Below are 24,484 nucleotides of genomic sequence, written 5' to 3' on the forward strand. Positions count from 1 at the left end.
TTTTGTTTTTAGTTGTGATTATTACAGGTTAGCTAAAATTATTCCCTTAATATTTTTTCCATCTTTTTTCCTTTGGCCAGTTCATCAATCAACTTATCCAGATAGCGGATATTCCTCATCAGATCATCTTCTATTTCCTCTATACGATATCCGCAAATAACTCCTTTGATTAATGATGCATTAGGATTCATCTGAGGAGCTTGTTCAAAAAAAGTCCTAAAATCATTTTTATTATCCAATTGTTCCTGAAGTCCTTGTTCATTATAGCCTGTCAGCCAGTGAATAATTTCATGAACTTCAGATTTTGTCCGTCCCTTTTTTTCTGCTTTTTGAATATAATGTGGATAAACACTGGCAAAAGCTGTGGTGAAGATTCTTGTATTCTGCATGGCTTTTGTATCGGATGTTTAGATTAACTTTTTTATTACTTCATCAAGAATCATATTGAATTCTCCTGGTTTTTCGAGCATAGGATAGTGGCCCACTCCTGTAATCGTTACATAGTTATAATTTTTTAAATACTTACGGTTGTTTTCAAGGTGAGTAGGAGATGCATCAGAATTAATAGCTATTACAGGAACCTGAACCTGCTTTGCAATATTTCTGAAATCAGTTGTGTATAAAGGTTTCAGTACATTGATTGCTTTTTCCGGTTCATTTTGAAGAAACTCTTGCTGTAATCTTTCCTTTACAGCAGGAGGTGTTTGTTCTGCAAAAAGATATTGAGGAAGAATGTTTTCTACAGCATATTTAAAATCGGAACGATACATGGATAGTATTTCTTCTACCTGTTCTTCGGTAAAAGATTCATCCAGATCTTTTAAAGTATCTATCAAAACCAAAGCTTTAACTTTTGGAGTCTTTAAAGAAGCTTCAAGCACATAAGCACCACTCATGGAATGCCCAACAAGGATAATTTCCCGAGCTTCTACAGCATCAGCTACTGCTTTTATATCATCAGCATATCGGGAACTGTTCCAGTTTTCGCTGGCAGAATCAGATTTTCCGTGTCCGGCAAGATCCATTTGTATAATATGATAATTGGGAGCTAAAAATTTCTGTTGCTCATCCCACCATTCAGTATTTCCAAGCCAGCCATGAATTAGAATTATGGCTGTATTCCCGTTTCCGGATTCCTTGTAATGAATTTTTTGGTTATCTGAAGAAACTGCATATTTTTCCATTGAAATTTTATTTTATGTTGGTGGGTGAATAATTAGAAAACTAAGGTACAAAAAGCCTGCAAAAAGGAAGGTTATTTCTTTTTGTAGAACCTGTTTATATTTTTTCTTTTATTGAATTTTGAATAAGGTGATGGTATAGTCAAGTAATTTCTGATTCCCATATTCACCATGGCCCGGAACAACAATTTTTACATTGGGGTATTCCTTTTTTACTTTTTCAACAGTGGCAGACCATGTAGAAACATTGGCATCACCCAAATATCCTTTGCTGGCTTCCAGTTCTTTTAGCAGACAGCCGCCAAAAAGAATATTTTCACTGGGAAAATAAGCTACGGTATTATCTTTTGTGTGTCCTTCTCCGAAGAATTTAGTAATCGTTTTTTCATTCCCAACTTTTAATATCAAGGAATCACTAAAACTGTTTTGAGGAATCACAAAATTATTTTGTTGGGCTAATTCAACGGTTTTAGAATACGAATACGAAGGAATATGATGATTGTGAAATGCCTGTAAGCCACCTAAACTGTCATCGTGAAAATGGGTGGGAATAACAGCATTGATTTTAGCATGAAGTGTTTTGTTAATCCATTGGATCAGTTCTTCGGAACTTTTGTCGTTCGTAGGAGTATCAAAAATAATGGTCTCCGTACCGTTTTTTACAATAAGCCCATTGCAGGGAACGTTCCCGAAGTCATTAGTCTGTTTAAAAGAGGTATGTATAAAAGCATTTTCTGAAATCTGCGTAATGATGAGGTTTTCAGATTTATAAATTTCTTTTGCTGTAAAGTTGTTGGAGTGTTGAGAACCACAACTTAAGATGATAAAAGAAAATAAGATGATGAATAAACTTTTAATGATTCTCATTGTTTTATTTTTTACAGGGTCTTTTTGATTGATATTCTGTAGTTTAAATTACAAAATTTTAGCTGATGAAAATAAGTCAGGATTTTTTTCAATCCAATTCATCATGTTTTTATGTTTGAAAATAAGCAGTTTTTACACAAGATAAAGGGGCAATAATAGATCTATAAAAAAGTTATCCACATAAATTTATTCACATTTATTGTTGGTTGTGGAAAACTTTATGTGGATATTTATTTGTTTTAAATTATTGATTTTTAAATATTTATTTAATGTTTAAAAGAGGTGTCGAAAAGTTATCCACATTTTTTAATGAACATTTATTAATTGAGATAAAGTTATCCACATGTTTTACTCTTAGCCTGACAAACCATAGATTTTTGTATTCTTATAATGAAAGGAATAACGACACGATTGGAGAATTCTGTTTATTATAATCCTTCTATATATTTTTCGTAACCGCTTTTTTCCAAAAGATCTTTAGCACTTAAATGATAGACATCCTTCCAAGAATCCGGACCGTTTTTGTCAACATATTTTTCGATGATCCGGAATCCCAGCCAATAGTTCATAGATTTTGGAGCATCCGGAAATAGTTTAAGCTTATCATTTCTTAATAATGGATTATTTCCTGAAGTATCAGAGAAATAAGGCTTTAATTTTGTAAATATTTTTTTTTCGTTGTTGAGGTACCAGTTCCAGTTCTCCTTTGTCATGTTTTCCACTGCTTCATATTTTTTTATTTTATGGGCAAAGAAAACGTAGGTGAAGTAGCAGGCAAAGCCCTCATCTATGGTCTGGCTCAACGCAGATCCTCCATTGTTGTCAGCGTTTCTGAAATGTTCATAAACGAGATGATTTAATTCATGGGGAAGCCCTTTTTCAAGCGTGTAGGGTATATCTACATTTTTATCATTAAGTTCTAATGCAAATTGTTCTGCATTGCATCCCCCAAATGAAATTCCTGTGATGGGTGTGAAAATTAAACTGATTGTAGCTTTAGGCTGATAAGGAACCAGTTTGTTGAATCTGATAAGGGTTTCCTGAAAATGTTTTTGGAGATCAATATTCAAAATAATATTGGCTTTTTCTTCGAACTCCTGCTTATTTTTTTCATATAAAGTTTTGTTCCAGGCAATCATGCCTTTAGGGTTGTTGAAAAGCTGGGCATTTTCATCTCCGAAAATAACACCATAGCAGCTGTCCCATAATTTTTTATGAGGTAAATAAACATTTTTTACAATCCTTGCAGAATCGTATTGTTGGTTTTTATGGGCAAGAAGCTGATGCTTAAATAAGTTTTTAATGACAATATTTTCAACTTTCACACTATCGGAAACTTTTTCTAATCTGCTATAATCAAATTTTTTATTAACAATAGAGGATGAATTTCTTGTAGAACAAGAAATTATGACAAACATTGATAAAAATAGAATATTTTTTTTCATAGAAAAGGTCTCTGATTATTGTATAGGCGTTAAAGCTTTGGAATTTCTTGTTATCACAACGTATTGGAAATAATCAAGTGTATGAGTATTTTGTTGTGGAGTGAAGCTTTCTCCAAACATTCTGGATTTTATAGAGATTAATTGATCGGCCTGTTGGTAAGGAGAATTCTTAGCATTGAGCTTGAATAGTGTTACAGAATTAGATGGAGAGAAGTCTTTAAAATCATTAATTCCTTTTACCAGCATGAATGGGCCGTCTGCATTGATCCAGTCTATTTTCTCATCTTCTGGAGTAGGGAATTGTGGATTTTTTGGAAGATACATCTCACTGTCCAAAGGAAAGCTTACAATGCTTGAGGTTTTAAAACCTGAGTTTTTAAGTCTTTCTGCGAAAGGTTTCTCATTCTTTTTTACTCCATGCTGTAAAACATGATAAAATCCGAAAAGTCCATAGAATTTCTCATGCTCAATGTTCAGTTTTTTTACAGCGTTTTTAAAATTTATAATCATGGCAGAATCCCTGGAGATTTTGCGGGAATTGTCATTGAAATCCGTATCAATTCCAATGACGGATATCTTTAAAGAATCTTTTAGGGTTTGGTTATAATCATAGATGGCATTCCATTTTTCCATCAATTCTTTACTGGATTGCTGTGGAATTCTCTTTTTAACGGCTAGTACCACTTCCTTAAGCAAATTTTGGTCTTTTGAACTTCCATGAAGGAACAGATTCAGCTTATGTGAATAAGTGCTATCCATTTCAGCAATATAATATTTAACACCTGTTTTTTGGTTTAAAAATTTAAAAAAATCCAGATCCAGTTTTTGATTGTCTGCATATCCATGAATTTCACCCAAAAGGATAACCTGTGAATTATAAAAAGGAGCATCAAATAATTTACCGTCTATTTTATCATGGAGCAAAGTATGGTTATTTTTCAGATAGTCTGTCAATTCAGAATCTTTTCCGCCGATAAAGATTTTGTTACTGATAAATACGTACAAAATAGAAATTAAAATGATGGCAAATACAGAGAGTAAAAAGTATTTGAAGAATTTGAAAACTTTTTTCATGGGTTATTTTTAGACGAATATATTATAAAAAAGAGAATGGAAAGATATTTTATAGACCGAATGGTTGAATTTTATTTCTGAATGGTCATCGTGAAAAAAGCTTTGAAAAAATTATCCACAATATCAGATTGTGAATTAGCAATGTTCTTAAATTTTCTCTTTTTTAAAGGTCAAAAGATTCATACTTTATCTTTATAAATATTCCAGAAGTTAAAGTCTGTCATAGGAGCATCTGTAATTCCTACATTACGGCCCATTGTCACGATTTGTCCTCTGTGGTAAGTTCCGTGAAGAACTACATGTTGGATATATTCATATTTTGAAAAGTCACATTGAAACCATTGAGACTCTATCTTTACATTTTTAGATAAATCCTCTTCGGATAAGCTTTCCACATAATCTACCAGCTTTTGAGAGTTATTTTTTATGTTGTTGAAAACTTCTTCTTTACTGGTCTCAGCGGCTGTTTTGGCAAAATCGAAATCGTTGCTTTCAGAAATATGACTCCACCAGTATTCCTGAGTCTGCCAGATATGATGCAGGGTTTTTAGAATCGTTGGAAAGCTGGAAATTACTTCTTGATTGAGTTGTTCATCAGATTTTGTGGATAACCAGTCAATGTATTTATTGACTACCCAATTGTTGTACTGTACGGTTTTGTTGATTAAAGTTTTTAAGCTCATCATATTAATATTTGGTGGTTTACAAATGAGAATCAAAGCCCAAAATGTCGATCATGATTCTTGTTTTCAGGATTAATCAGGGCTTTATTGCTGTAAGTTGCTGCTTCAAATTCACAGATACTCACAGACAGAAATGAAATGTCAGGAAGTAATTCCGTAAGCTGGGTACTTATTTGCTTTGAGAGATTAGTTTTTTGCTCAGTACTGCGCCCCTGCATAATGTATCCGAAGACATGCAGAAAGTTATTTTTATGCTCTCCCAGCCGATAGTATTGATAAGGCTGAAGCCTTACTTTAATGTCATTCATTGCAAATAAACCCGCTGATTCAGCCACGCTGTATACAGCATCCATGATCTCATCCGGCGCTTTTTGTTGGAGAATATCCTGCGAGCATTCTATAATGAAATGAGGCATACGGAATATGTTGTGATATGATTTTTGTCATGTAAAAATAAGAAAAATTTGAATTGAATTTCAAATAAAAAACCGCTCAAAATAGAACGGTTTTTTTATACTATTAATTTTTACAAAGCAGATTTTTTAATACTGTATTGCGGTTTTATAGGATCAGACATATCCAATACAATATCATACTGGCCGTCTTCTGCTATCGGGAAATCATAGGCATTAAGGGCTATGGTTTTGCCATCGTTGTTAAGGCCAAGATTATATCCCCAGTCGTTATCTACTCTGAATTTTAAATTCCCTTTTTTCAGATGAAAGTTTTTAAGGAAATAAAGATTCGGATGATGGGAATCTACCTGTAATGGGGTGTCTTTTCCATCCCATCCGCCTGGAGTTGCATTTCCGATGATTCCCCATAAATAATTGGCGTTCTTTTTTGTTCCTGTTTTTATACTTCCATCACGAAACTTAACCACAAGAACATTCATTTTTCCTGTTTGGTCCGGTTTAAAGGTAAAAGTGAAATTTTCATCCAATTGAAATGATGTATTGCTGATAGGGAATAATGAACAGGTTGGATATCCCTTTTCCCTGAAAAGAACTTGTCCGTCCACAACTTTTACATAAAAATCAGTAGCCCCTGTAGAATAGATTCCTTCCAGTTTTTTGAGTTGCTTTGGATTAGTTTTTGCGACTGTAGGGATCTTATAAGGTTTATTGTATAATATGTTTTCAATCTTTGGAACAATATCATCTGTATGTGATAAATCAGAATTTGAGAACACAATAATACAAATGTCATCTTCCAGAACTCTGTAATATCTGCTTCTGTAGCCTGGTCCGCCACCATCATGTCCAATTCTTTTTTTTCCGTCAACGGTTAAGACAGTACTGCCCAATCCATAATGATCATTAAGATACGTGGTAAACATTTTTGCAATAGTTTCTTTTTTAAGGATAGTGTTGCTTTTAAAAGACTCATTGAATTTGAATAGATCCTCAACGGTAGAGTACATGGCGCCGGCAGCAAAAGGATGATCGGTTTTAAAACGTAATGCTTCGTTGGAAGTATTATCTGATAAAAACTCATATCCGAAAGCTTTGTTTTCATCAGTGACATTGTTAAAATGAAAACCCGTGTGATTCATTTGCAGAGGCTTAAGGATGTAACTTTCGATAGCTTTATCATAATCTATTCCGGTCACTTTCTTGATGATATATCCTAGGATATAATAGCCAGAGTTTGAATAATCCCATTTTTTTCCTGGTGAAAAGTCTAATGGTTTTGTAGAAATGAATTTCATGAATGTTTCTTCATCCACTGTATTTTCTGATGCCGTATCATTGGGAATTCCGGAAGTATGGGAAAGAAGATTGGCTATCGTAATGCTATCTCCTTTCGGAAATTTTGGGTAATATTTTGAAAGCTTATCATTGAGAGATAGTTTTCCTTCTTCTTCCAGTTTCAGAATAACTGTTGCAGTAAACATTTTTGTGGTAGAGAAAATCCGATAGAGACTGTTATTAGTAGTTTTCTCTTTTTTTGGAGCATTTCTATAACCATAACTTTTTTCAAAAATAATTTTTCCTTTTTCAGCAACCAATACAGTACCACTGAATTGACCAGCCTGATCGTAAGCCGCTAATAATTGTTCCAGCTGTTTCGTTTTTTGTGAAAAAAGAGGATTCACTGCCAATAGTACCATAAGGCAGGTTAAAATAGTTCTCATGTAATTTTTATTATAAGACAATTGTTACAGAAGAGTTATTACATCTTACTTTACAATTTATTTAACCAATTTTCTATTGATCTCAGATAGTGGCGTTCATCAATGCTTTAAAATGAATTATGTTCAAAAACTAATAAGTATCTTTAATCTGTATTAATGTTTTTACTCCTTGAATCATTACCATTGAGGCTTTTCCTATTTCAATAAAGTATTTTAATTCTTTTTCCTGTTTCAAACTAATTTTTCCAAAAGTGAAATTTTCGGTTTTATAATCTTTAAAGTCTCCATAATTTTTAATCTCAGCTTCTTTTATTTCCCCAAAATTTACAATACCGTTTTCTGATGTTATTAATTTTTGTGTGGTTAGGATACTATAATTATTGGTGTCTATAATGATGGAGCATATTAATAATTCAGAGTCGGTAAGCTTTATTGAGATTTCAGGATATAAGCCAAAGAAATATTCATTGTTTTCATAAAATCTTGACCATTGATACACATCATAAGGTTTCATGGCACTCTTTTTTATTTTTGCAATGCAACGGCTGTGCTTAAATTTATCAGTTTTTACCATAATTTTTTCCTTTACCTTTTAATTGAAGTTACTTAGTCTATTGAATATCTTTTCGTTGATACAATATTCTTTTTTCAGCTCCAGAGTTATTTCTAATAATTGGAGAATCAGTTTTCCAATTCGGAAGATGTTTAGCAAGTTGGTCTATGAGTTTTTCAATTCCTGGAGTATTTTCATAGGTGAATTCATATCTGTTTCCACTAGTAATTATTTCTAGTCCAGTTTGTTTTGCAGTGTTTAATATCGGAATACTGAATGAGTGTACAGAAATAATTTGATTCCATTGAATCCACTCTGATGTTTTTTTCTGTTTCACATAAAAACCATCAATACTATATTGAAAAAGTCCATTGTAGGTATGGAGTTTATCCATTTTTTTTTCGACAGATTCATAATTTTCTTTATCACTTGGAGCATACATTTTTGCTATCGAAAAGCAAAGAATAGTAAAACATGAAAAAATAATAAAATAAGATATTTTCTCACTATCAAAAACCGGATAATAAAAATAAACTAAGGCTATAATAAGAAGGTCAACAGTAATTATTTTTTTCATCAAGAGTTGGATTTGTGGTCATCATTAATACAAACGTAAATTTACATTTTCTCAAAATATTTTCCCTTAAACTGATACCTGATCTTTTTATTGGTGACTTTAGAATCTGCCTGTATTAAAGGAATAGTGATAATTTTATTTTTAGAATCATATTCAATCTCATAATCTCTGCCTTGATAGTTTCTGTTGGCTGAAGCTGTAAGATCTACTTCATAGCTTAGTTGATTTTTTATTCCGCTTTGAGTCTTGATGAGCTGAGCTTTATCATTCAACTGCTGTTTATCAATAGAAAAGACTTTGATAACATGGTAGCTCATTCCGGAGCTTAGTATTGCTTTACTTTGAGTAAGATAATATCTTTTGTTCTCTGAAATAATATCATTGATCTGATAATAATAACATCCCGGATCACCTTCTCCCTGACTTTCTACAGCTTTAGAATATATTTTTTTATCAATGGTTTCGTATTGAAAGACATTCTTAAAGAAATGCATCGTTCCTCCTGTCCATGTATCCCATGAATATATCCGGAATTTACCATCTTCTGAGGTCTTCACAATGAGCCCGTTTTTCTCCAGAGATTTAAAATCATGACTGATCGTCTGAGGTTGAGAAGAGGTATATCGTACTAATAATTTTTCAAATTTTGTATTGGCAACAGCTAAAGAATCATAAGAATCTTTATGATCTCTGCCTTCGGAAGACCAATAATTAATTTTTTGGAAGGATTCATTCAGTTGTTTTTCAATAACGGACATATTTTGGCCGAACAAGAAATGAGTAGTGATACACAACAAACCCCCAAATATTTTCTTTATTTTCATGGAATTAAATTTAGTTTGTTAAGAAGTAGTTTGATTTTCCATCAACTTAAATGCTAAAAAATGAAGTTGAAAAATTTTAATCCTATTTATTATTTTTTGCATTTCAGCTGAAATACATTTCCTTCAGGATCTATGCCGTCACACAACCAGAAATCATAGTTTTCAAAAGTTTTGATGGCTCTCATCTCAACTTTTTTTGACAGCAGTTCATTTCTTGCCGATTCAATATCTGTCTCCACTTCAAAAACAAGTTTGGTATTGTTATCAAATTGGTAACCGGTTTCTATTTTCTCCAAATATTGATTTCCAATTTTGTGAAGTCCGATATTGGCAGTTCCGGCATTCATCAAAACCCAGATGGAATCTTCTTCAACCACTTTTAAGTTAAAGTTTTCAACATAAAATTTTTTGAGTAAACTGATATTTTGTACATACAGGATGATGGAGTCTAATTTTATCTTCATGGTTGGGAAATATGTTTTTATTAAAGATTACAGGCAATTCAATGATTAGTTATGACGTTTACTGTCATTGTATTGCCAAAGAACATTTACTATTTTCCATGTGCCGTTTAGCTTAGCAAGATGCATATAATCTATCCATTCATCTGCCATTAATTTTACCGAGGCTGTATTGTCAGAAACATCCAGCAGTTTTATTTCTTTTTTGGGAGAGGCAGGAAATTTATCACCGTTTTTATTATAGCTTTCAGCCAGTAAAACCATAGATTCTGTGTTGGTCTCACGTAGGTAATCTTTACCTGTAGCTTTATCTTTCCAAAAGGTACGTTTTACCATGCGGGGATGTAGGGCCCGTTCCATTCTGTTGGGAGCCGGTGAGTGCTGGGATTCTATATAATCAAGAGCTGCCTGTCGGATGCTCAGCGTGTCTTGTTTCGTTTGTGCTGACATCCATTGGATGGTTAAAAAGAGCAGAAGAAAAGAAATATAATATTTCATATGCTATGATTTATTATGGATGATAAATAAGCTGTACCACACCTGACTTGAAAACATTGGTTTCAACAAGTTTTAAATTTAATCTTTCTTTTAAATCTTCAAAAAGAGGTTTTCCACTTCCTAAAGCAACCGGATGTACAGAAATTCGGTAAACATCAATGAGATTATTTTGAATGAAAGTTTTGATAAGGCTTGCTCCGCCATACAGCCAGATATCTTTTCCGCCCTGCTTTTTTATCTCTGAAACTTTTTCCACAAGATCGGAGTGAATAAATGTTGCCTTTTCATCTTCACGGTTTTGACTTGAAAATACAAACTTCTTCTTTGCATGAATGGTTTTCCAGAATTCCAGTTCTTCCGGAGCTGCATTTTCATCAGGTCGGTAATTTCCCCATGCAACATAGCTTACTCTTCCATAGAAAATGGTGTCAATTCCTGATATAAAGCTATCAAAATTCATATCATCATCCATAATGCACCAGTCGATTTCTCCGTTGGGGCCTTCAATAAATCCGTCTAAGGTTGTTGCTAAATCCAGAATAACTTTTTTCATAATAATCGTCAGTAAGAAGTGTTGGGTGATTTTTCTGATACCAACGAAAGATAGTATATTTTTACTTTTTAGAGAAACTGATTGATAGGTATTTTTATTGGGGTTCTGTAATTCCTATCATTACTCCAAAGTCTCCATCAACTTGCAGCCAGTTTTTCTCAGGAAGATACGTTCTGGAAACATAACCGTCGAGATATAATGCCTTTTTGCAGCCAATTTCCTTAAAAAATTGGGCAAGGGTATAGAAATTAATTTCTTTTTTAGACATGGTAAAAATAATTTCTCCGTTTTCCAGCATTCCAACGCCGTTTCTGATGTTAAGATTCTTAGAATCTTTTTGAAAGATGGGATTTATTTTTCCATCAATCAACAATATCGGTCCGGATTGAGTGGCATATTTAATGGTGGGATTTTGTTTATATTTTTTAGTATCAACAATTCCCGGCTCATTGTTTTGAGTTATATAAAATATTCCATTAGGCTGAAGATAAAAGTTTCCGGAGCCTTGCAATGGGTCAATAGGTTTTAGAATTTTGAAATTCTCTATATAAAGTCCTTTTGGTGAATTATCAGGTTCAAACATTCCGCCATTCATGGCGAAAATTAATTTTTCATTGTTAGATTCCGCTTCATTTTTGAGATTGCCGATGCTTTTCAGTATTTCATTTTTATTGTTTTTCCAATACAATTTTACCGTTTGCTTTTTAGGATTCACCTGATACATGATAAAGTTGTTTTTATCCTGTATCTTTTCGCTACAGGAGATGATGAGAAAGAGTAGGAGGGTGAGCAGATAATTATATTGTTTTGGCATCGGATAATGAAGATACAACAGTTTTCTAATAGTTTGTAATGACAAAATCAGGGTTCGAAACTACAAAAAGATAGTTGTCAATATAGTCTTCATTGGGTGGAAGCTCATATTTCTTTTTCAGCTGAGCAATCTCCTTTTTTGACATTCCACGGGTATTTTTTCTTGATAGATCCCATTCTTTACTTGTATTCCAGTCTTCATAATAGTTTTTTACTTCAGTTTTATATTCTTCAGTTTTTTTGAAATCCATAAATTGTCTGACTTTAAAGTCCATAAAACCATCTTTATCCAACTCTTTTTCTTTTATAATATTATCATTCTGAATCGTTATAAGGTGATATTTATCATATAGTGAAGCATATCCAAAATTAGCAGCCTCAAGCATTTTGCCTATTGGAATGATTAATATTCCGGTATAATTAAGGACTATTTTCCTATCACCAAATGTTTTTTTAAAAACAGAAATATATTCATATTCATCAGAGGTCGGATTTTGAATCTTAATATCAACAAGACTTAAAAGATTGTTTTCAATTTTAAATGTCGCAATGTAACCACGATGGTTGGATGTTGAACCAATAAAAATCGTTTCTTCTTTACCCTCTTTTTTAATGGTGTTTTTAGATCCATAAATAGGATGGTGCTCAGGATGGTCAGTAAAATATTTCTCTAGTGGGTTATTGAGTAATTTATATTCTTTATTGTTGATGATGATCCTGTCCGGTTCCTGACCTGTAGCTAGAATTTTTATGACTGAAAAAGTAAAAAATAAGATAAATAATTTGAACTTCATTTTAGATTATTGAATGGAATTAGGATTTTTGAGTGTAGCCATATTGTATGGCAGCTTTAAGAGCCTCAATGTTGATATTTTTCAATGTTTTAAACTTAATACAATATCCGGTTATGCTGGCTTTCCCTATTCCTTTTCCAAAGGTTCTGGCTAAATAAGTTTTATCATCTATTCCCATAATATAAACAGATATTCCTGTGGTATTGGCGCTCATTCCGATCTGGTAGAATTCTTTGCTTTTTCCATCAGCATATTGCATGATCTGAGACCCGTAGCCTATATTGGGGTTAGAAACTGTTTTACCTTCATCGTTTTTACCGTCCAGAAACCATAATTTACGATTCGGCATAAGTTCGAGCATGATGTGGTGAAGTTCCCACATCTCGGAATGCTTGGGTTCAGATTGTGCTGCAATATATTCTTTGATCTGTTCCTGGATGTTCATGTCTTATTTTATTTGGAATTGGCAAAAAAAGTTTCAATAGGTGATTGCTGTTGGTTAATGATCAAAAGCTGGCTTTTGTCATCCAAAAGAATCTTGTACTGAAATTCTTTATCAGGATTAAAGCTCCACTGGTTCAATTCTTTGAATTGGCTTTTAACGAGGTTAAGTTTTTCGTTATGGTTTTGGGAGATAATAATGATTTTCGTTAGGGGAGTCTTCTTCATTTTTTCAAGACTGAGCATGGTAATTTGTGTTTCAGATTCCTCACTTGAACGCATAGGATACATTTGACCTATCCTATTAAAATCTTTTTTATTCTCAGACAGGATATATCTGTATGTCATAATATGGTCAAGTTCGTTGATCCATCCAGGAAAGTTTTCCTCATAAATCCTGATATAAGTATTAATAAAATTTTTATCAATAGGTTTTTTCTGAGCGATATATTCCTTTACTGTCGGATATATTTTCTTTGCCATCAGATTAACGTATTGGCTGTAATACCAGTCATTGGTGTCTGTTTTCCCATTAAGACTTTCATAGACGTATCCATTTCCCATAGCGGTTGCCAGTGCTTCATTCATTAATTGATAGGCATAGTTGCTGTATTTCGATGGATTGTCCTTAAAGTTTTTTGCAATCTCTTTTTTCACAGCAAGAGATTGTTCATCATTAAGGATGTGGTAGGTTTCATGCAGCATAACACTGAAAAAGCCTGTGTAATCTTTTAAATTGGTTTGAACGGCACTTATAAAGTTATTGTAAAAAGCCTGGGCTGTAAACCCCATTGAATTAGGCAAAGGATACATTGCGATTTCAAAAGGGATGGAAAAATCCCAGGTTGAGTTATAGAACAATAAACCTGTCTGAAAATAATATTCCATGTTTTTCTCCCTGGAGTACATGCTTATTTTCTTTAGTTGTGGTTCAAACTGATGTTTATTAGGAATATAAATAAGCTCATTGTAAATCGGGGTAAATGCTGAAATAATTTCAGAGATACTCTGCAAAGTTACATTAGGCAGGATTCCGATGGAACGAAGCTTAAAATCATTTAAATTATTTGTTTCAATCAGATTCTTTTTCAGAATGTCTCTGGACTGCATGGGTATTTTTGAACCATAAGGATATTCATCAAATGAATAACTGTAATCGATTGGCAGTCGCTCGAACTTTACAATAAGATCCTTGTACTTTTGAGTATTATACTTTGATTGAGTGAATGCAGTCTTAAATACATTTTCCGGATAATGATCAGAAAGGTTCTGTATAAAAACAAAGACAGCCAACTGCTCAGAATACTTAATATTGAAGCTGATTTTCTGCCCGAATGTCCAAAAGGACAACAAAAAAAATAATGCGAAAAAACTTTGTTTCATAGTGTTGTTATCGTTTATGTTTCAGCTTCTATTTTAAGGGTAAAAAATAACAGCTGCTAATCCAATAAATTATTTTCGTGTAAGCTGTCAAAAATTATTTGATCTACTTCTGATATTTTATCTTTGTCTGAATAATGAAGCCATTTCATTTCTTCAATTTCAGAGTTGGTTTTTAGCTCCCCGGAATATTCTCCGGAATAACAGGTCATTTTTACAAGGATACCTTCAGCATGTCCATGGGCCTAAGCCTCAAAAGTTCCGATATAGTGAAGTGTTTTAGGATCAATGGTAACGCTTAATTCTTCACTTATTTCACGAATCAGAGCCTGTTCATCTGTTTCTCCGGATTCTCTTTTTCCACCAGGAATATAATATTTGTCTTTTCCGTAGCTTTTTGTGGACAAAATGGATTTGTTTTTTAATTCGATCCAGGCTAGTTTGTCAATGATTTTGTGTTCCATTGTTATTTTTTAGAGTATTATATTTTTTATTTTTTTAAAATTACTGTAATTGCATCAGAAATTTCAAATAGTTTTCCGTTGTAATTATTGCCCAGTAAGATAATGGTTAGTTTTTCATTCAGATCAGAAACCAAAAGGGCTTCATAGTTTCCGGCTCTTCCATCATGAGAGTGAGTAACTAATTTTTTGTTTTTAAATTTGGCTTCGCCCAAAGAGGACTGAGTATCCGGTAAATCAAACTGCTGTCCCAATTCAAACAATGAATTTTCATTAATGACTTTATTGGAATAGAGGCAATCTGACCATTTTAGCAAATCAGTTGTAGGTAAGAAAGTTCCACCCACCAAAAAATCAGGTTTATCTTCTATTAATTTGTTATTAAATCCTTTTGCAATCAATTTTTCATCAACAATAGGCGTAATTTCAGACGAATTCATTTTACATGGCTGGAAAATATTTTTACTTACATACTTTTTGTAAGGCATTCCGGTAATTTTTTCAACTATAAACTGTCTTAGAAAAACATTGTTCATGTTGTAATCGTATTGAGTTCCCGGCACAAAATCAAGTTTGTCGATTAATTTTAAATCATCGAAAATATCCTTATTACTTTTAATTTTTTTCCAATTTACATTGGGCAGTCCGCTTGTGTATTGTAATAAATCCTTTATAGTGACTTCATTGGCCCATTTGGGTAATTCCGGAATGTGTTGGGAGATATGATCTTCTATTTTCAATTTGCCCTTTTCCTGTAACTGTAATAATGCAACACCGCTGAATTCTTTGGTAATAGAACCAATATTAAACCTGTAATCAGTGGTTAGTTTCTTTGTTTTTGCAGCATCTGTAAAGCCAAAGGAAGCGTTGTAAATGATCTTATTATTTTTTGAAACCAAAACATTTCCGTTAAAAGTCCCATTTTTACTGAACTGCTTCATTAAAGAATCAATTTGAGCTGCCTTTTTTGTCTGGGCAAATGCAGAGCAGCTTAGGAGCAGGAGTGTGGTGAAAAATAAAAAGAATTGTTTATGGTAATGCATGGTTATTGTATGTCAGAGAAATTAAAATAAAGGTTCTCCGTTAAGATCCGTTGTCAGCACTTCACTCATATAATCAAAAAAGGGACGCATAGCCAGGAGGGTCAACACTACTTCTTTTTGAAAATTATCAGATAAAACTTCTTTATCGGTAAATTTTCGCATAACGATGTATTGTTTTTTTCTGATAAGGTCTATAGCCGGATGATTTTTATCAAAGCCTCGTGGAGCTGTTTTTACAGCATCCCCTTTGAGTTCTCCAAAATATTTTACAAACGTTTCATCAGCGGTAATCTTTTCGATTTCCCTAGTACTGATTTCAAATTCTTTGCGGATACGAAGTAAATCCTTGGCATCAGGTCCCCAAAAACCACCGCCTACAAAACTGTTACCAGGTTCCAACTGAATATAATATCCGCCTCTTAGCATGGGCTTTGAACGGGAAAATGCAACTCCAAAATTGTTTTTATAAGGAGTCTGATCCTTGGAAAATCGAACATCTCTGTAAATCCTGAAAATATGAATGCCTTTTAAATTATCATATTCCTGAAGTTCAGTATATATCTGGTTGAAAAAAACTTTGTTTTCTTTTACGATCAAATCATATTCAGATTTGTGCTGTGCAAACCATTCCCGGTTGTTGTTTTTTTCTAATTGTTTAAGAAATTCAAATGCTTTTTTCATATAGGTGTTTGAATTTATTGATCTGTACGATAAATGTAAATCAATATAAAATGTAATGTTTGTTCTGACTCGGGATTAATATTTGAACGCTTGTGATTATATCATCACTCTAATCTTCTGCAAAACCCCCTTCTCATTTTTATAAGTAAAAATGTAAGTTCCCCGTTGTACTTTTGTTAAATCTATATTTCTATTATAATAGGCAAACCCTTTCCCGATTTGCTTTCCGTTCATTGTAAAAATGGTATATTCAAATTGATTGCTATTGTTTTTATTACTGATGACAAAGCCGTCTCTATGAACATTGGTAAACACCCTTGTTTTAGTTTCATAATCTTCAGTGATTACGTTTGAAGAGAGTGCACTTTCATTAATATCTGCAACCTGGGTGCTTTTAATAGATGAATTGGCAACAGAAGTGGTGCTTCCGCCCATGATGTATAATTTATTATTATATACCTCCACCGCTGAGTGCCTTCGGGGAATCATATTGGAAGATAACTCATGTAGTTCATTGGTCGTAGTATCAAAATAGGCTAAAAAAGTTTGATTATCATAACCACCTACCACAAAAATCTTATTATCGGATACGGCTAATGAATGCCCGGATACACCGGCTGGCATAGTATATTGATCGGTCCAAAGATTAGTTTTAAGGTCGTAAACATTGATCAGGTTAGAGGAGGTTCCATTAAAACCGCCAATAACATAGAGTTTATCATTAACAATTTTGCCTTTTGTTTCTTTAGCTGTAGGCATGTCCGGTAATGAATTCCATGTATTTGAAGCAATATCATAATACTGAAAATGATTAGAAAATACAGTGTTTGCAGCTCCGTTTAATCCACTGCCTCCAAACACATAGATTTTACCATTGTATATTGCAGAACCAGAATTTCCTGCATAAAAAGGATTAACTGCTCCATGTGTTGTAGTATTGGTGCTAAGATCTAAAATTTCAAGTTGATTATTTCCTACGCCGTTAAAAATATAAATTTTATTGTTGTACGTTTCTGAATTGGCAAATCTTTTGGGAACCAGAGCAGCATTGAGAATACTCCATTTATTATCTGTAATATTATATTTTTCAATATAATTAGTATTTCCTTCGATGGTATAGCCGTTGGTCACATACATGTTGTCATTTACTATTACACTTGTTGTGGCGCCTCTGCCTGCAGACATATCTGCCAGCTTTTGAAAGTGAAGGTTTTGGGCATGGGCTAAGAATGAACCCAAAAGAGAAAGGAAAAATAATTTTGTTTTCAATGGTGTTAAGATTTAGTGTTTGGTTTTGATAGATGTTATAGAAGCGATTCGGGGATTGTTTTTTAGTGCCGAATCGTAATAAAACATCGTTTTTCAAAGATAGGGAAAAGTTTAAGAATTTTTTTTGTTTGCTTTTTAAATATTTTGTAAAAAAGCTGTTTCTGTCTTCAGATGATTTGTTATTAGTCAATCACCAACCAATCGTTAAGTATTTCACCATTCAGATCTGTTTCAAGATCATAATAGCCAATGGGTTCTACGTTATCAAGAAACATTTTGTTTTCTACATACGGTCCTATTCTTGTTCTAATAATAGGATCGCTGTATTGTTTTTGAATTAGAAATTGATATCCGTCAAATAGAAGAGTGATTTCATGACGTACAAAACCTCCTATAAGCTCCTCAGGATCCTCTGAGAGTATTTGGTGAAGAGTTTCAAATGCTTTCTTTTCCAGATCAAACGTTTTAACCTTTTCGGTCAGTATGGATTCAAGTTATTGAGCGTTCATGAATGATGATTAATCCATCAAAGCTACACATAAATACCTAAAAAATAAAAACCGCTCTGTTTTTTGGAGCTGCTTTATAGAATGTATACAGGATTTTAATCCTACATTTTAGAATATAATGTTTTGAAAAACCTTGGTTAAATTTCTTTAAAGGCATTTTTTATTGCTTCAGGTAACCCTGCTTTATTTTGTACTTTTTCGTAATGTTTTTTAGATTTTTTGATCAGCCTGTCATCTGAATTTTTTATTCCAACCTGCTTTAGTCTTAATGCATAGCAGCCATTAAAGGTATCATCTTTTTTTAATTTGATTCTGTTTTTTCAAAATGAAAAAAATCGGTTCTTAGATATCCGAAGCCTTCTAGCTAAAGATTACTTGTTTTATTTGCGTAAAGTCGGGAGACTACGTGCAATGGGCTAAACTCCGAATTAAAAAGTGTGAAAAAGTATTAGTGAGATGTTTGAAGAGTAATTTTTATTAGATCAAAGCTGGTAGAATTTGTGCAGAGGAGAGTTTTAAAGTGTCAGCTTAATTTTTTGTACTTCTGTTGTATTGGGTTTATCTATTTTGTTTGGTAAAACCCAATTTACATGCAGCTCTTTGTTTTCAATATGTATGCTGTCTATACAATAATGAGGAAACATGCTTGAGCAGTTTTTCCAGTTTTTCCCGATAAATTGTTTTCTTTTTCCAACCATGCTTTCAGCAACTAATTTATAAGGGAGAGAATCTGTTTCATATATAACAATGCCATTTATTTTGTCATAGGCCAGAACATTTTCATAAAATTTAACTTCATTGCTCTTAAATGATAAAATTAAGTCAGTCCATGTATCACTTCCATTGGAATGTCTAAGACACATGTTTTGATCATTACTCCATTTCAAGATTGTTTTATGATCTAGGTAATGGTTATCAATAGGTTTTGAAGAGTAGATAGTTTTTTCTCCATTACTCCAACGTAAAAAAGAAGTTGAATCTGTTGCTTTAATGATTTCAAATGTATGCTTGGGATTGATGACTTCAATTTTATTTGACGAGTGACATGCTGACATTAATATCCAAAAAGATAATAAAAAGAGAGGTTTCATATGGTTTTTGCTTTTATTTATTTGACTCCTTCTAATTTATGATTATGGATCATAATTGATGTCATAAATCTACCAATAAATCTATGAATAATGAAGGGGAGATATTAAGTCTAAAAAATAAAAACCGCTCTGAGAACAGAACGGTTATGCATGAAAGCTATTTTTCAGCCATTATTTTATCTTTTTCCTTTTGGAATTCTTCTTCAGACAGGACGCCGGACTCTTTCAATTCTTTAATTTTCTTCAGTCTGTCATATTTCGTTTCCGAATTCAGACGCTGAGATTTTTCTTTAGGTAAAAATTCATCCGGAACAATCAGCTCACCTGATCTGATGGCGTTTTCAAGATCTATTTCATAATTCATGAGACCGCTCCCGATTTTAGCATAATACACAAAACCATTTTTTTTGTTCCCTCTCGACATTATTTTTTTAACCTTGAATGACAGCCCGGAGTTGCTTCTTTTAAAAGAATTTGCCTGATTGGCCAGTCCCTGATATCCTGTAGTTGAAGAATAATTGAATAGGGAAGAGGCATTGGTTCTGATAAATTTAAAATCGCCATCATTCATAGAGCCTGTCCCGATTTTCAGGTCTAAACCTTCATACACCTTAAAACCTGTTGAGGTAGTAAGGGTATCATTTTCAAATGTTGGAGTGTTTTGCGCGTAAGAACTTCCAAAAATCAGCATGGTAAATAATAAGACTAGTCTTTTCATTGTTTTATTTTTAATAATCAAAATTGAAAGCCAAAAATAAAACATGGGGCAGAGCTTACCTTACGGGAATCCTTATCTATAAGCGATTTACCTCAATACAAAATATCTGCATTCGCATGAATAAGAATTATAGCTTCAGAAAAAGATGAACTATAAGAATATCTTCAGATTTGGGAATGTATTCTAAAAAATTGAAATTTTTTGTACAAAGTTGGGAGATTTTGCAGAGCAGAGATATCATTATTTCTATTCCATTTTCTTTTTAATTAAGGGGACCCGCATGATATCTGGTTTACCCTTTTTATTCGGATAGTGTAAAAACTTTCCGTCAAGAATAAAATATTTTTCTTTGAGAATATTTTCGTTTGTAAGAACATCTTCAATTTCAAACTCGAAAAAATTAGAATCTTTATTCTTTTTTTGAAAAACAATATAATCCTCTAAATTGTAAGTCATAAATCCAATTTGTGAAAATTCTTTTTGAGAAATTACAATTGAATTATCGGCTTTAAGAATGTGTTGATTTTTGATAGATGGAGCCCAAAAACATTGCTTAATGTAAGGCGATTTAAGAAGGTTAACATAATTTCTTTTTTTATCAAAATAAATAGTCGCTATTCTAAATTCTTGATTTTCCGATGGATTGGACTCAGGGATGTAATTGATTTTAATGGTAACAGAATCAGATGTGATCTTAGATTCTTTCATGTTTACTTTGGCAAACTCCCTTTTGGTTTTTGGATTTAATAATATTTTGTTGCCAGAAAGAGACCAGTCTCCCTGATATTTTTTTCCAAAATTAGTAAGAACAAATGTAGAATCAGATTTAAGTTCAATATAGTTGGCTTGAGGGTTAAATTTCCCAATTAAACCTTCTCCATAGATTCCTGCAATATCTTTATTTTGTGAATGAAAAATTGAAGGGATTGAAAATAAAGTAATTAGAATAAGCCTTTTCATAGATTAGTTTTTTCAAAATATAACAAACCCTTTCATCAAATAAAATGCCGTTTTAAGAGTAATTTTACATTTCTCAAATACGTCATTGTTTTGTTTACTCATTCTCAAAAACAAAACCACTTTCCTTGTCCATCTGCTCCCGCTCTTCTTTTGATATTCTTTTCCTTAACACTCTGGTGGTATACGCTCCTTTTACCATGTTTTTATCAATATACATCCAATCCGTGATATTCTGAGGATTAATTTCAATAGTATCTCCTAGTTTTACCTCCATTGTTGAAATGGGTTCTCCATCTACAATTCCATAGAATTTATAGTCAGAATATTGAACTTCGCTTATCCAGATATGTTCATAACTGGAATCTGCTGCGGCAAATCTCTCTTTCAATGCGAAATTATAATAATCCGGATTGTGACTTTCTATTGCTTGTTTAAATTGATATAACGAGTTTTGTGCGTTTTCTATTGCGGTATTCATTTCGCTGTCTTCTCCTTGTAAAATGTGAATACCGGGCTCATTATCTACTTTTACAATTTTATCTTTTTTCTGACAGTTTTGTAGGGCAAGACATGAAAGTAGATAGATTGGAAACTTAAAATGCATGATTTAATCTAATAATATTAATTTGATTTTCTAAATGGCTATCCATTGTTCTTATTCTGTGCTCTTTAGTATTATATTTTTAATTCGTAATGGGTAATGAGTTGGTTGGCATTCTTTAAAATGATTCCGCGAGTATGCTTTTCAGCTCCAAGTTTTTTCTCAATATAATTTTTAAGTTTTCTTTGATCGGAGCGAATAAGTTTCCAGTCTAATTGATGAGCTTCTTGTTCATGATCCGGATGTATAGAATCTTTTGCTATGGCTCCTTTTTCGTTAAATCCCATAAACTGGGATGCATTGAGAAAACCATTTTGGATTCCGCCAAAATATAATCTTTGGATTCCCCAGCCTTCACTTGTGTATCGAAACGTATGTCCGTTACAATATTTAGGATCTAACGTCACTTTTCGAACGATATTTTTGGTTTTATCTAGCGGATTCCAAAGCCCAAATGTAACGGCATTTTGTTTGCCGTTTTCTAAATCAAATTTTTCCAGAATTTCGTTGGTTGAAAAATACTGTTTTAATTCTTCTCCAAATTCAGAATAATGATCAAAAACGAGATAATTAGTTTCTGAAAATATAAAATCCAATATTAATTTTTTATCCTCCACTGTTCCGAAAAAATCTGTTTGCATGGTATTGTATGGTTATTACTATTCAAATTTATCCATTGTTTTACTATTATGTATGCACCACTACATTACCATTATATTATTTTTTGCTATCTGAAGCTTTCTAGTGTTGGGTGTATGCTTTGGAATTTTTGTTCAAAGTCGGGTGACTTTGTGCAGCGAGTATACTTTCGCTGATATCTGCCACTTGTATGCTTTTAATAGCTGAACTGGTAACAGACGTTGTACTTCCGCCGATGATGTATAGTTTATTGTTATATATTTCCGCTGTGGCATGCCTTCTGGGAATCATATTGGATGATAATTGGTGTAACTTATTGGTTGTCGTATCAAAATAGGCTATAAAAGCTTGATTATTAACACCCCCTGCAATAAAAATCTTATTACCGGATACGGCTAATGAGTGTCCGTATATACCAGCAGGCATCGTGTATTGATTGGTCCAAAGATTAGTTTTGAGGTCATAAACATTGATCAGACGGGAGGGAGTACCATTAAAACCACCAATGACATACAGTTTGTCATTCACAATTTTGCCCTTAGTTTCTCTGGCTGTGGGCATATCGGGTAATGAATGCCATGTATTGGTAGCAATATCATAATATTGGAATCTATTAGAAAATACAGTGGTTGCCGCTCCATTGAGTCCGCTTCCGCCAAACACATATATTTTTCCATTATGGATGGTAGAACCTGCATTTCCTGTATAGGAACGATTAACAGCTCCCTTCGTTATGGTATTGGTTGCAAGGTCTACAATTTCAAGATGGCTATTCCCCCAACCGTTAAAAATATAAATTTTATTATGGTAAGTCTCTGAGTTAGCCAATTTTTTGGGAAGTAGAGTAGCATCGAGAACATTCCATTTATTATCTGTAATATTATATTTCTCAATATAATTGGCATTACCTCCCTTTTCCTGATATCCATTGCTTATATAGATATTATCATCCACAATTACACTGGCTGTAGCACCTCTGCCTACAGACATATTGGCAAGATTTTTAAAATCAAGGGTTTGCGCTTGGGTGAGCAGTGTACCTAAAAAAGACAGGAATACTAATTTTGTTTTCAATGGAAGGCGTTTTAGTGTTTGGTTCTATTTGATTTTCTTTCAATGATTCAGGTTTATTTTTTATACAGGATTCCTTAAGAGAATAATCGTATTTCAAAGATAAGGAAAAGTTGATGAGCTTCTTTCTTTTCCTCTTTAGTAAGATTGACAGAAGAATATTTTTTTCATCCAGAATATATCCAAGACTGTATTCACCTTTTTGGCTCGGTGTTATTCAGTCTTCTTTGCTTAGATGCAGTTGAATAAAACCGTTTTTAAGGTTATATTCTTTATGTTTAAATTTTGAGTTCAGTTCACTGCTGTTTCCTAAAACACCGCCAACTCCTGTGATGAGTGGATGAAGATTAAAATAAATGTCCGTTACCAAATCTTTGTCTATAAAAGCATTAAAAGCACCTGTTCCGCCACCAACAGCCATTTCATGCCAACCTTTTTCTGACATATATTCAATAGCTTCTTCAGGACTTTTAACCGTCTTGTAGTCTTTTGATGGGTAAGGCTTTTCCGAGAGTATTACGATTTCTATTCCGCTGAAATGGTCTTTGACTTCCTGTGGGAAGGTTAAAAAATTTTCAAACGTTTTAAAGCCTATAACAAGGTTCCCCACTTTTTTTGCGAATGTTAAATAAAACTCCATAGCTTCTGGTGGCAATTGATGATGTGGATGATCGGATAATAATACTTTACCATTAGCTGAAATGTTGGCAATTACTGTTACTTTCATTTTTAATTTTTTTTACCGTGTAAAATTATCTGAAAGAAACTTTACCTTTACTATCCGTTACCTTTTGGAAAGTAACTATTGTATGAGTACTAAAAAAAATGACATCAGTAAAGAACAAATATTGGCCCTTAAAGATGCCATTGAATTATTGGGCGGCAAATGGAAATTCTGTATTCTGCATAATTTGTATCATCACGAAACAATGCGGTTCAAAGATTTGCAGGAAATAGCTCAGGGAATAAGTCCAAAAGTTTTATCCAAAGTGCTGCAGGAGCTGGAAGATAACTTACTGATCACCCGAACGGTTAATAACACTAAACCTGTTACCGTTTCGTATGCACTTACCACACACGCTGCAGAAACTGAAGAGGTTGTCAATGCTTTAATTAATTTTGGGTTGAAGCATAGAAAGAAAATAAAGGAGAAGTGATTT

Annotated in this window: 29 protein-coding genes and 1 pseudogene; 1 reads left to right on the forward strand and 29 read right to left on the reverse strand. The window is 33.0% G+C overall.

Features of this window, described 5'->3' with window-relative positions; translation table 11 throughout:
• Positions 1-38 precede the first annotated feature (38 nt).
• The 29 genes and pseudogenes from NBX25_RS12405 to NBX25_RS12545 all read right to left on the reverse strand — a co-directional run bounded on the left by NBX25_RS12405 (position 39) and on the right by NBX25_RS12545 (position 24,051).
• Positions 39-389, reverse strand: a complete 351-nt coding sequence (locus NBX25_RS12405; protein ID WP_250253830.1) for a DUF2200 domain-containing protein — start codon at positions 387-389, stop codon at positions 39-41.
• An 18-nt stretch (positions 390-407) separates the two neighbouring features.
• Positions 408-1,184, reverse strand: coding sequence for an alpha/beta fold hydrolase (locus NBX25_RS12410; RefSeq protein ID WP_250253831.1), 777 nt, complete (start codon positions 1,182-1,184; stop codon positions 408-410).
• A gap of 108 nt (positions 1,185-1,292) precedes the next feature.
• On the reverse strand, positions 1,293-2,048 hold the full coding sequence (blaCHM, locus tag NBX25_RS12415) for a CHM family subclass B1 metallo-beta-lactamase (RefSeq protein ID WP_250253832.1): 756 nt from the start codon (positions 2,046-2,048) through the stop codon (positions 1,293-1,295).
• A gap of 428 nt (positions 2,049-2,476) precedes the next feature.
• On the reverse strand, positions 2,477-3,493 hold the full coding sequence (locus NBX25_RS12420) for a gliding motility protein GldB-related protein (protein ID WP_250253833.1): 1,017 nt from the start codon (positions 3,491-3,493) through the stop codon (positions 2,477-2,479).
• A 15-nt stretch (positions 3,494-3,508) separates the two neighbouring features.
• Positions 3,509-4,567: an alkaline phosphatase family protein gene (locus tag NBX25_RS12425; protein WP_250253834.1), complete on the reverse strand. Its 1,059-nt coding sequence runs from the start codon at positions 4,565-4,567 to the stop codon at positions 3,509-3,511.
• 179 nt (positions 4,568-4,746) lie between these two features.
• The gene (locus tag NBX25_RS12430) at positions 4,747-5,250 is read right to left on the reverse strand and encodes a DinB family protein (protein WP_250254008.1); all 504 of its coding nucleotides are present in this window, start codon (positions 5,248-5,250) and stop codon (positions 4,747-4,749) included.
• A 32-nt stretch (positions 5,251-5,282) separates the two neighbouring features.
• The gene (locus NBX25_RS12435; protein ID WP_250253835.1) at positions 5,283-5,666 is read right to left on the reverse strand and encodes a 5-carboxymethyl-2-hydroxymuconate Delta-isomerase; all 384 of its coding nucleotides are present in this window, start codon (positions 5,664-5,666) and stop codon (positions 5,283-5,285) included.
• A gap of 110 nt (positions 5,667-5,776) precedes the next feature.
• The gene (locus tag NBX25_RS12440; protein WP_250253836.1) at positions 5,777-7,387 is read right to left on the reverse strand and encodes a serine hydrolase; all 1,611 of its coding nucleotides are present in this window, start codon (positions 7,385-7,387) and stop codon (positions 5,777-5,779) included.
• A gap of 130 nt (positions 7,388-7,517) precedes the next feature.
• The gene (locus NBX25_RS12445) at positions 7,518-7,901 is read right to left on the reverse strand and encodes a hypothetical protein (protein ID WP_250253837.1); all 384 of its coding nucleotides are present in this window, start codon (positions 7,899-7,901) and stop codon (positions 7,518-7,520) included.
• Positions 7,902-7,998: 97 nt separating this feature from the next.
• Positions 7,999-8,517: a hypothetical protein gene (locus tag NBX25_RS12450; protein ID WP_123910016.1), complete on the reverse strand. Its 519-nt coding sequence runs from the start codon at positions 8,515-8,517 to the stop codon at positions 7,999-8,001.
• A gap of 41 nt (positions 8,518-8,558) precedes the next feature.
• On the reverse strand, positions 8,559-9,275 hold the full coding sequence (locus NBX25_RS12455) for a helix-turn-helix domain-containing protein (protein ID WP_250253838.1): 717 nt from the start codon (positions 9,273-9,275) through the stop codon (positions 8,559-8,561).
• Between the two features lie 155 nt (positions 9,276-9,430).
• Positions 9,431-9,805: a VOC family protein gene (locus NBX25_RS12460; protein ID WP_250253839.1), complete on the reverse strand. Its 375-nt coding sequence runs from the start codon at positions 9,803-9,805 to the stop codon at positions 9,431-9,433.
• Positions 9,806-9,850: 45 nt separating this feature from the next.
• Positions 9,851-10,300, reverse strand: a complete 450-nt coding sequence (locus NBX25_RS12465; RefSeq protein WP_250253840.1) for a nuclear transport factor 2 family protein — start codon at positions 10,298-10,300, stop codon at positions 9,851-9,853.
• A 13-nt stretch (positions 10,301-10,313) separates the two neighbouring features.
• On the reverse strand, positions 10,314-10,853 hold the full coding sequence (locus NBX25_RS12470) for a dihydrofolate reductase family protein (RefSeq protein ID WP_250253841.1): 540 nt from the start codon (positions 10,851-10,853) through the stop codon (positions 10,314-10,316).
• A 94-nt stretch (positions 10,854-10,947) separates the two neighbouring features.
• Positions 10,948-11,712, reverse strand: a complete 765-nt coding sequence (locus tag NBX25_RS12475; protein WP_250253842.1) for a phosphodiester glycosidase family protein — start codon at positions 11,710-11,712, stop codon at positions 10,948-10,950.
• Positions 11,693-12,460, reverse strand: coding sequence for a hypothetical protein (locus tag NBX25_RS12480; RefSeq protein WP_123857739.1), 768 nt, complete (start codon positions 12,458-12,460; stop codon positions 11,693-11,695). Before NBX25_RS12480 ends, NBX25_RS12475 begins: the two co-directional genes overlap by 20 nt.
• Positions 12,461-12,479: 19 nt before the next feature.
• Positions 12,480-12,905, reverse strand: a complete 426-nt coding sequence (locus NBX25_RS12485; protein ID WP_250253843.1) for a DUF1801 domain-containing protein — start codon at positions 12,903-12,905, stop codon at positions 12,480-12,482.
• 8 nt (positions 12,906-12,913) lie between these two features.
• The gene (locus NBX25_RS12490) at positions 12,914-14,284 is read right to left on the reverse strand and encodes a hypothetical protein (RefSeq protein WP_250253844.1); all 1,371 of its coding nucleotides are present in this window, start codon (positions 14,282-14,284) and stop codon (positions 12,914-12,916) included.
• Between the two features lie 56 nt (positions 14,285-14,340).
• Positions 14,341-14,745, reverse strand: a pseudogene (locus NBX25_RS12495) (NUDIX hydrolase).
• Positions 14,746-14,771: 26 nt separating this feature from the next.
• Positions 14,772-15,683 (reverse strand): serine hydrolase domain-containing protein, encoded by a 912-nt coding sequence (locus NBX25_RS12500; RefSeq protein ID WP_250253845.1) that lies wholly within the window; start codon positions 15,681-15,683, stop codon positions 14,772-14,774.
• Positions 15,684-15,806: 123 nt separating this feature from the next.
• Positions 15,807-16,466: a DUF2461 domain-containing protein gene (locus NBX25_RS12505; protein WP_250253846.1), complete on the reverse strand. Its 660-nt coding sequence runs from the start codon at positions 16,464-16,466 to the stop codon at positions 15,807-15,809.
• Positions 16,467-16,562: 96 nt separating this feature from the next.
• Entirely contained in the window at positions 16,563-17,735 is a 1,173-nt protein-coding gene (locus tag NBX25_RS12510; RefSeq protein WP_250253847.1) for a T9SS C-terminal target domain-containing protein, read from the reverse strand.
• 1,024 nt (positions 17,736-18,759) lie between these two features.
• Positions 18,760-19,335, reverse strand: a complete 576-nt coding sequence (locus NBX25_RS12515; RefSeq protein ID WP_250253848.1) for a hypothetical protein — start codon at positions 19,333-19,335, stop codon at positions 18,760-18,762.
• 157 nt (positions 19,336-19,492) lie between these two features.
• The gene (locus NBX25_RS12520; RefSeq protein WP_164464441.1) at positions 19,493-20,053 is read right to left on the reverse strand and encodes an SHOCT domain-containing protein; all 561 of its coding nucleotides are present in this window, start codon (positions 20,051-20,053) and stop codon (positions 19,493-19,495) included.
• Between the two features lie 246 nt (positions 20,054-20,299).
• Positions 20,300-21,013: a hypothetical protein gene (locus tag NBX25_RS12525; RefSeq protein WP_250253849.1), complete on the reverse strand. Its 714-nt coding sequence runs from the start codon at positions 21,011-21,013 to the stop codon at positions 20,300-20,302.
• A gap of 94 nt (positions 21,014-21,107) precedes the next feature.
• On the reverse strand, positions 21,108-21,617 hold the full coding sequence (locus NBX25_RS12530; protein ID WP_250253850.1) for a DUF2314 domain-containing protein: 510 nt from the start codon (positions 21,615-21,617) through the stop codon (positions 21,108-21,110).
• A gap of 71 nt (positions 21,618-21,688) precedes the next feature.
• Positions 21,689-22,255, reverse strand: coding sequence for a hypothetical protein (locus NBX25_RS12535; protein ID WP_250253851.1), 567 nt, complete (start codon positions 22,253-22,255; stop codon positions 21,689-21,691).
• A 100-nt stretch (positions 22,256-22,355) separates the two neighbouring features.
• A complete protein-coding gene (locus NBX25_RS12540) occupies positions 22,356-23,327 on the reverse strand; it encodes a Kelch repeat-containing protein (RefSeq protein WP_250253852.1) in 972 nt (323 codons plus the stop codon).
• Positions 23,328-23,541: 214 nt separating this feature from the next.
• Complete coding sequence (locus NBX25_RS12545; protein ID WP_250253853.1) at positions 23,542-24,051, reverse strand: dihydrofolate reductase family protein; 510 nt, start codon at positions 24,049-24,051, stop codon at positions 23,542-23,544.
• 82 nt (positions 24,052-24,133) lie between these two features.
• Here NBX25_RS12545 and NBX25_RS12550 point away from each other — a divergent pair, with 82 nt between their 5' ends.
• On the forward strand, positions 24,134-24,481 hold the full coding sequence (locus tag NBX25_RS12550) for a winged helix-turn-helix transcriptional regulator (protein WP_250253854.1): 348 nt from the start codon (positions 24,134-24,136) through the stop codon (positions 24,479-24,481).
• Positions 24,482-24,484 lie beyond the last annotated feature (3 nt).

Origin of the sequence: Chryseobacterium sp. Marseille-Q3244, from assembly GCF_940807095.1 — a bacterium.
In the GTDB taxonomy this organism is placed as follows: Bacteria; Bacteroidota; Bacteroidia; order Flavobacteriales; family Weeksellaceae; genus Chryseobacterium.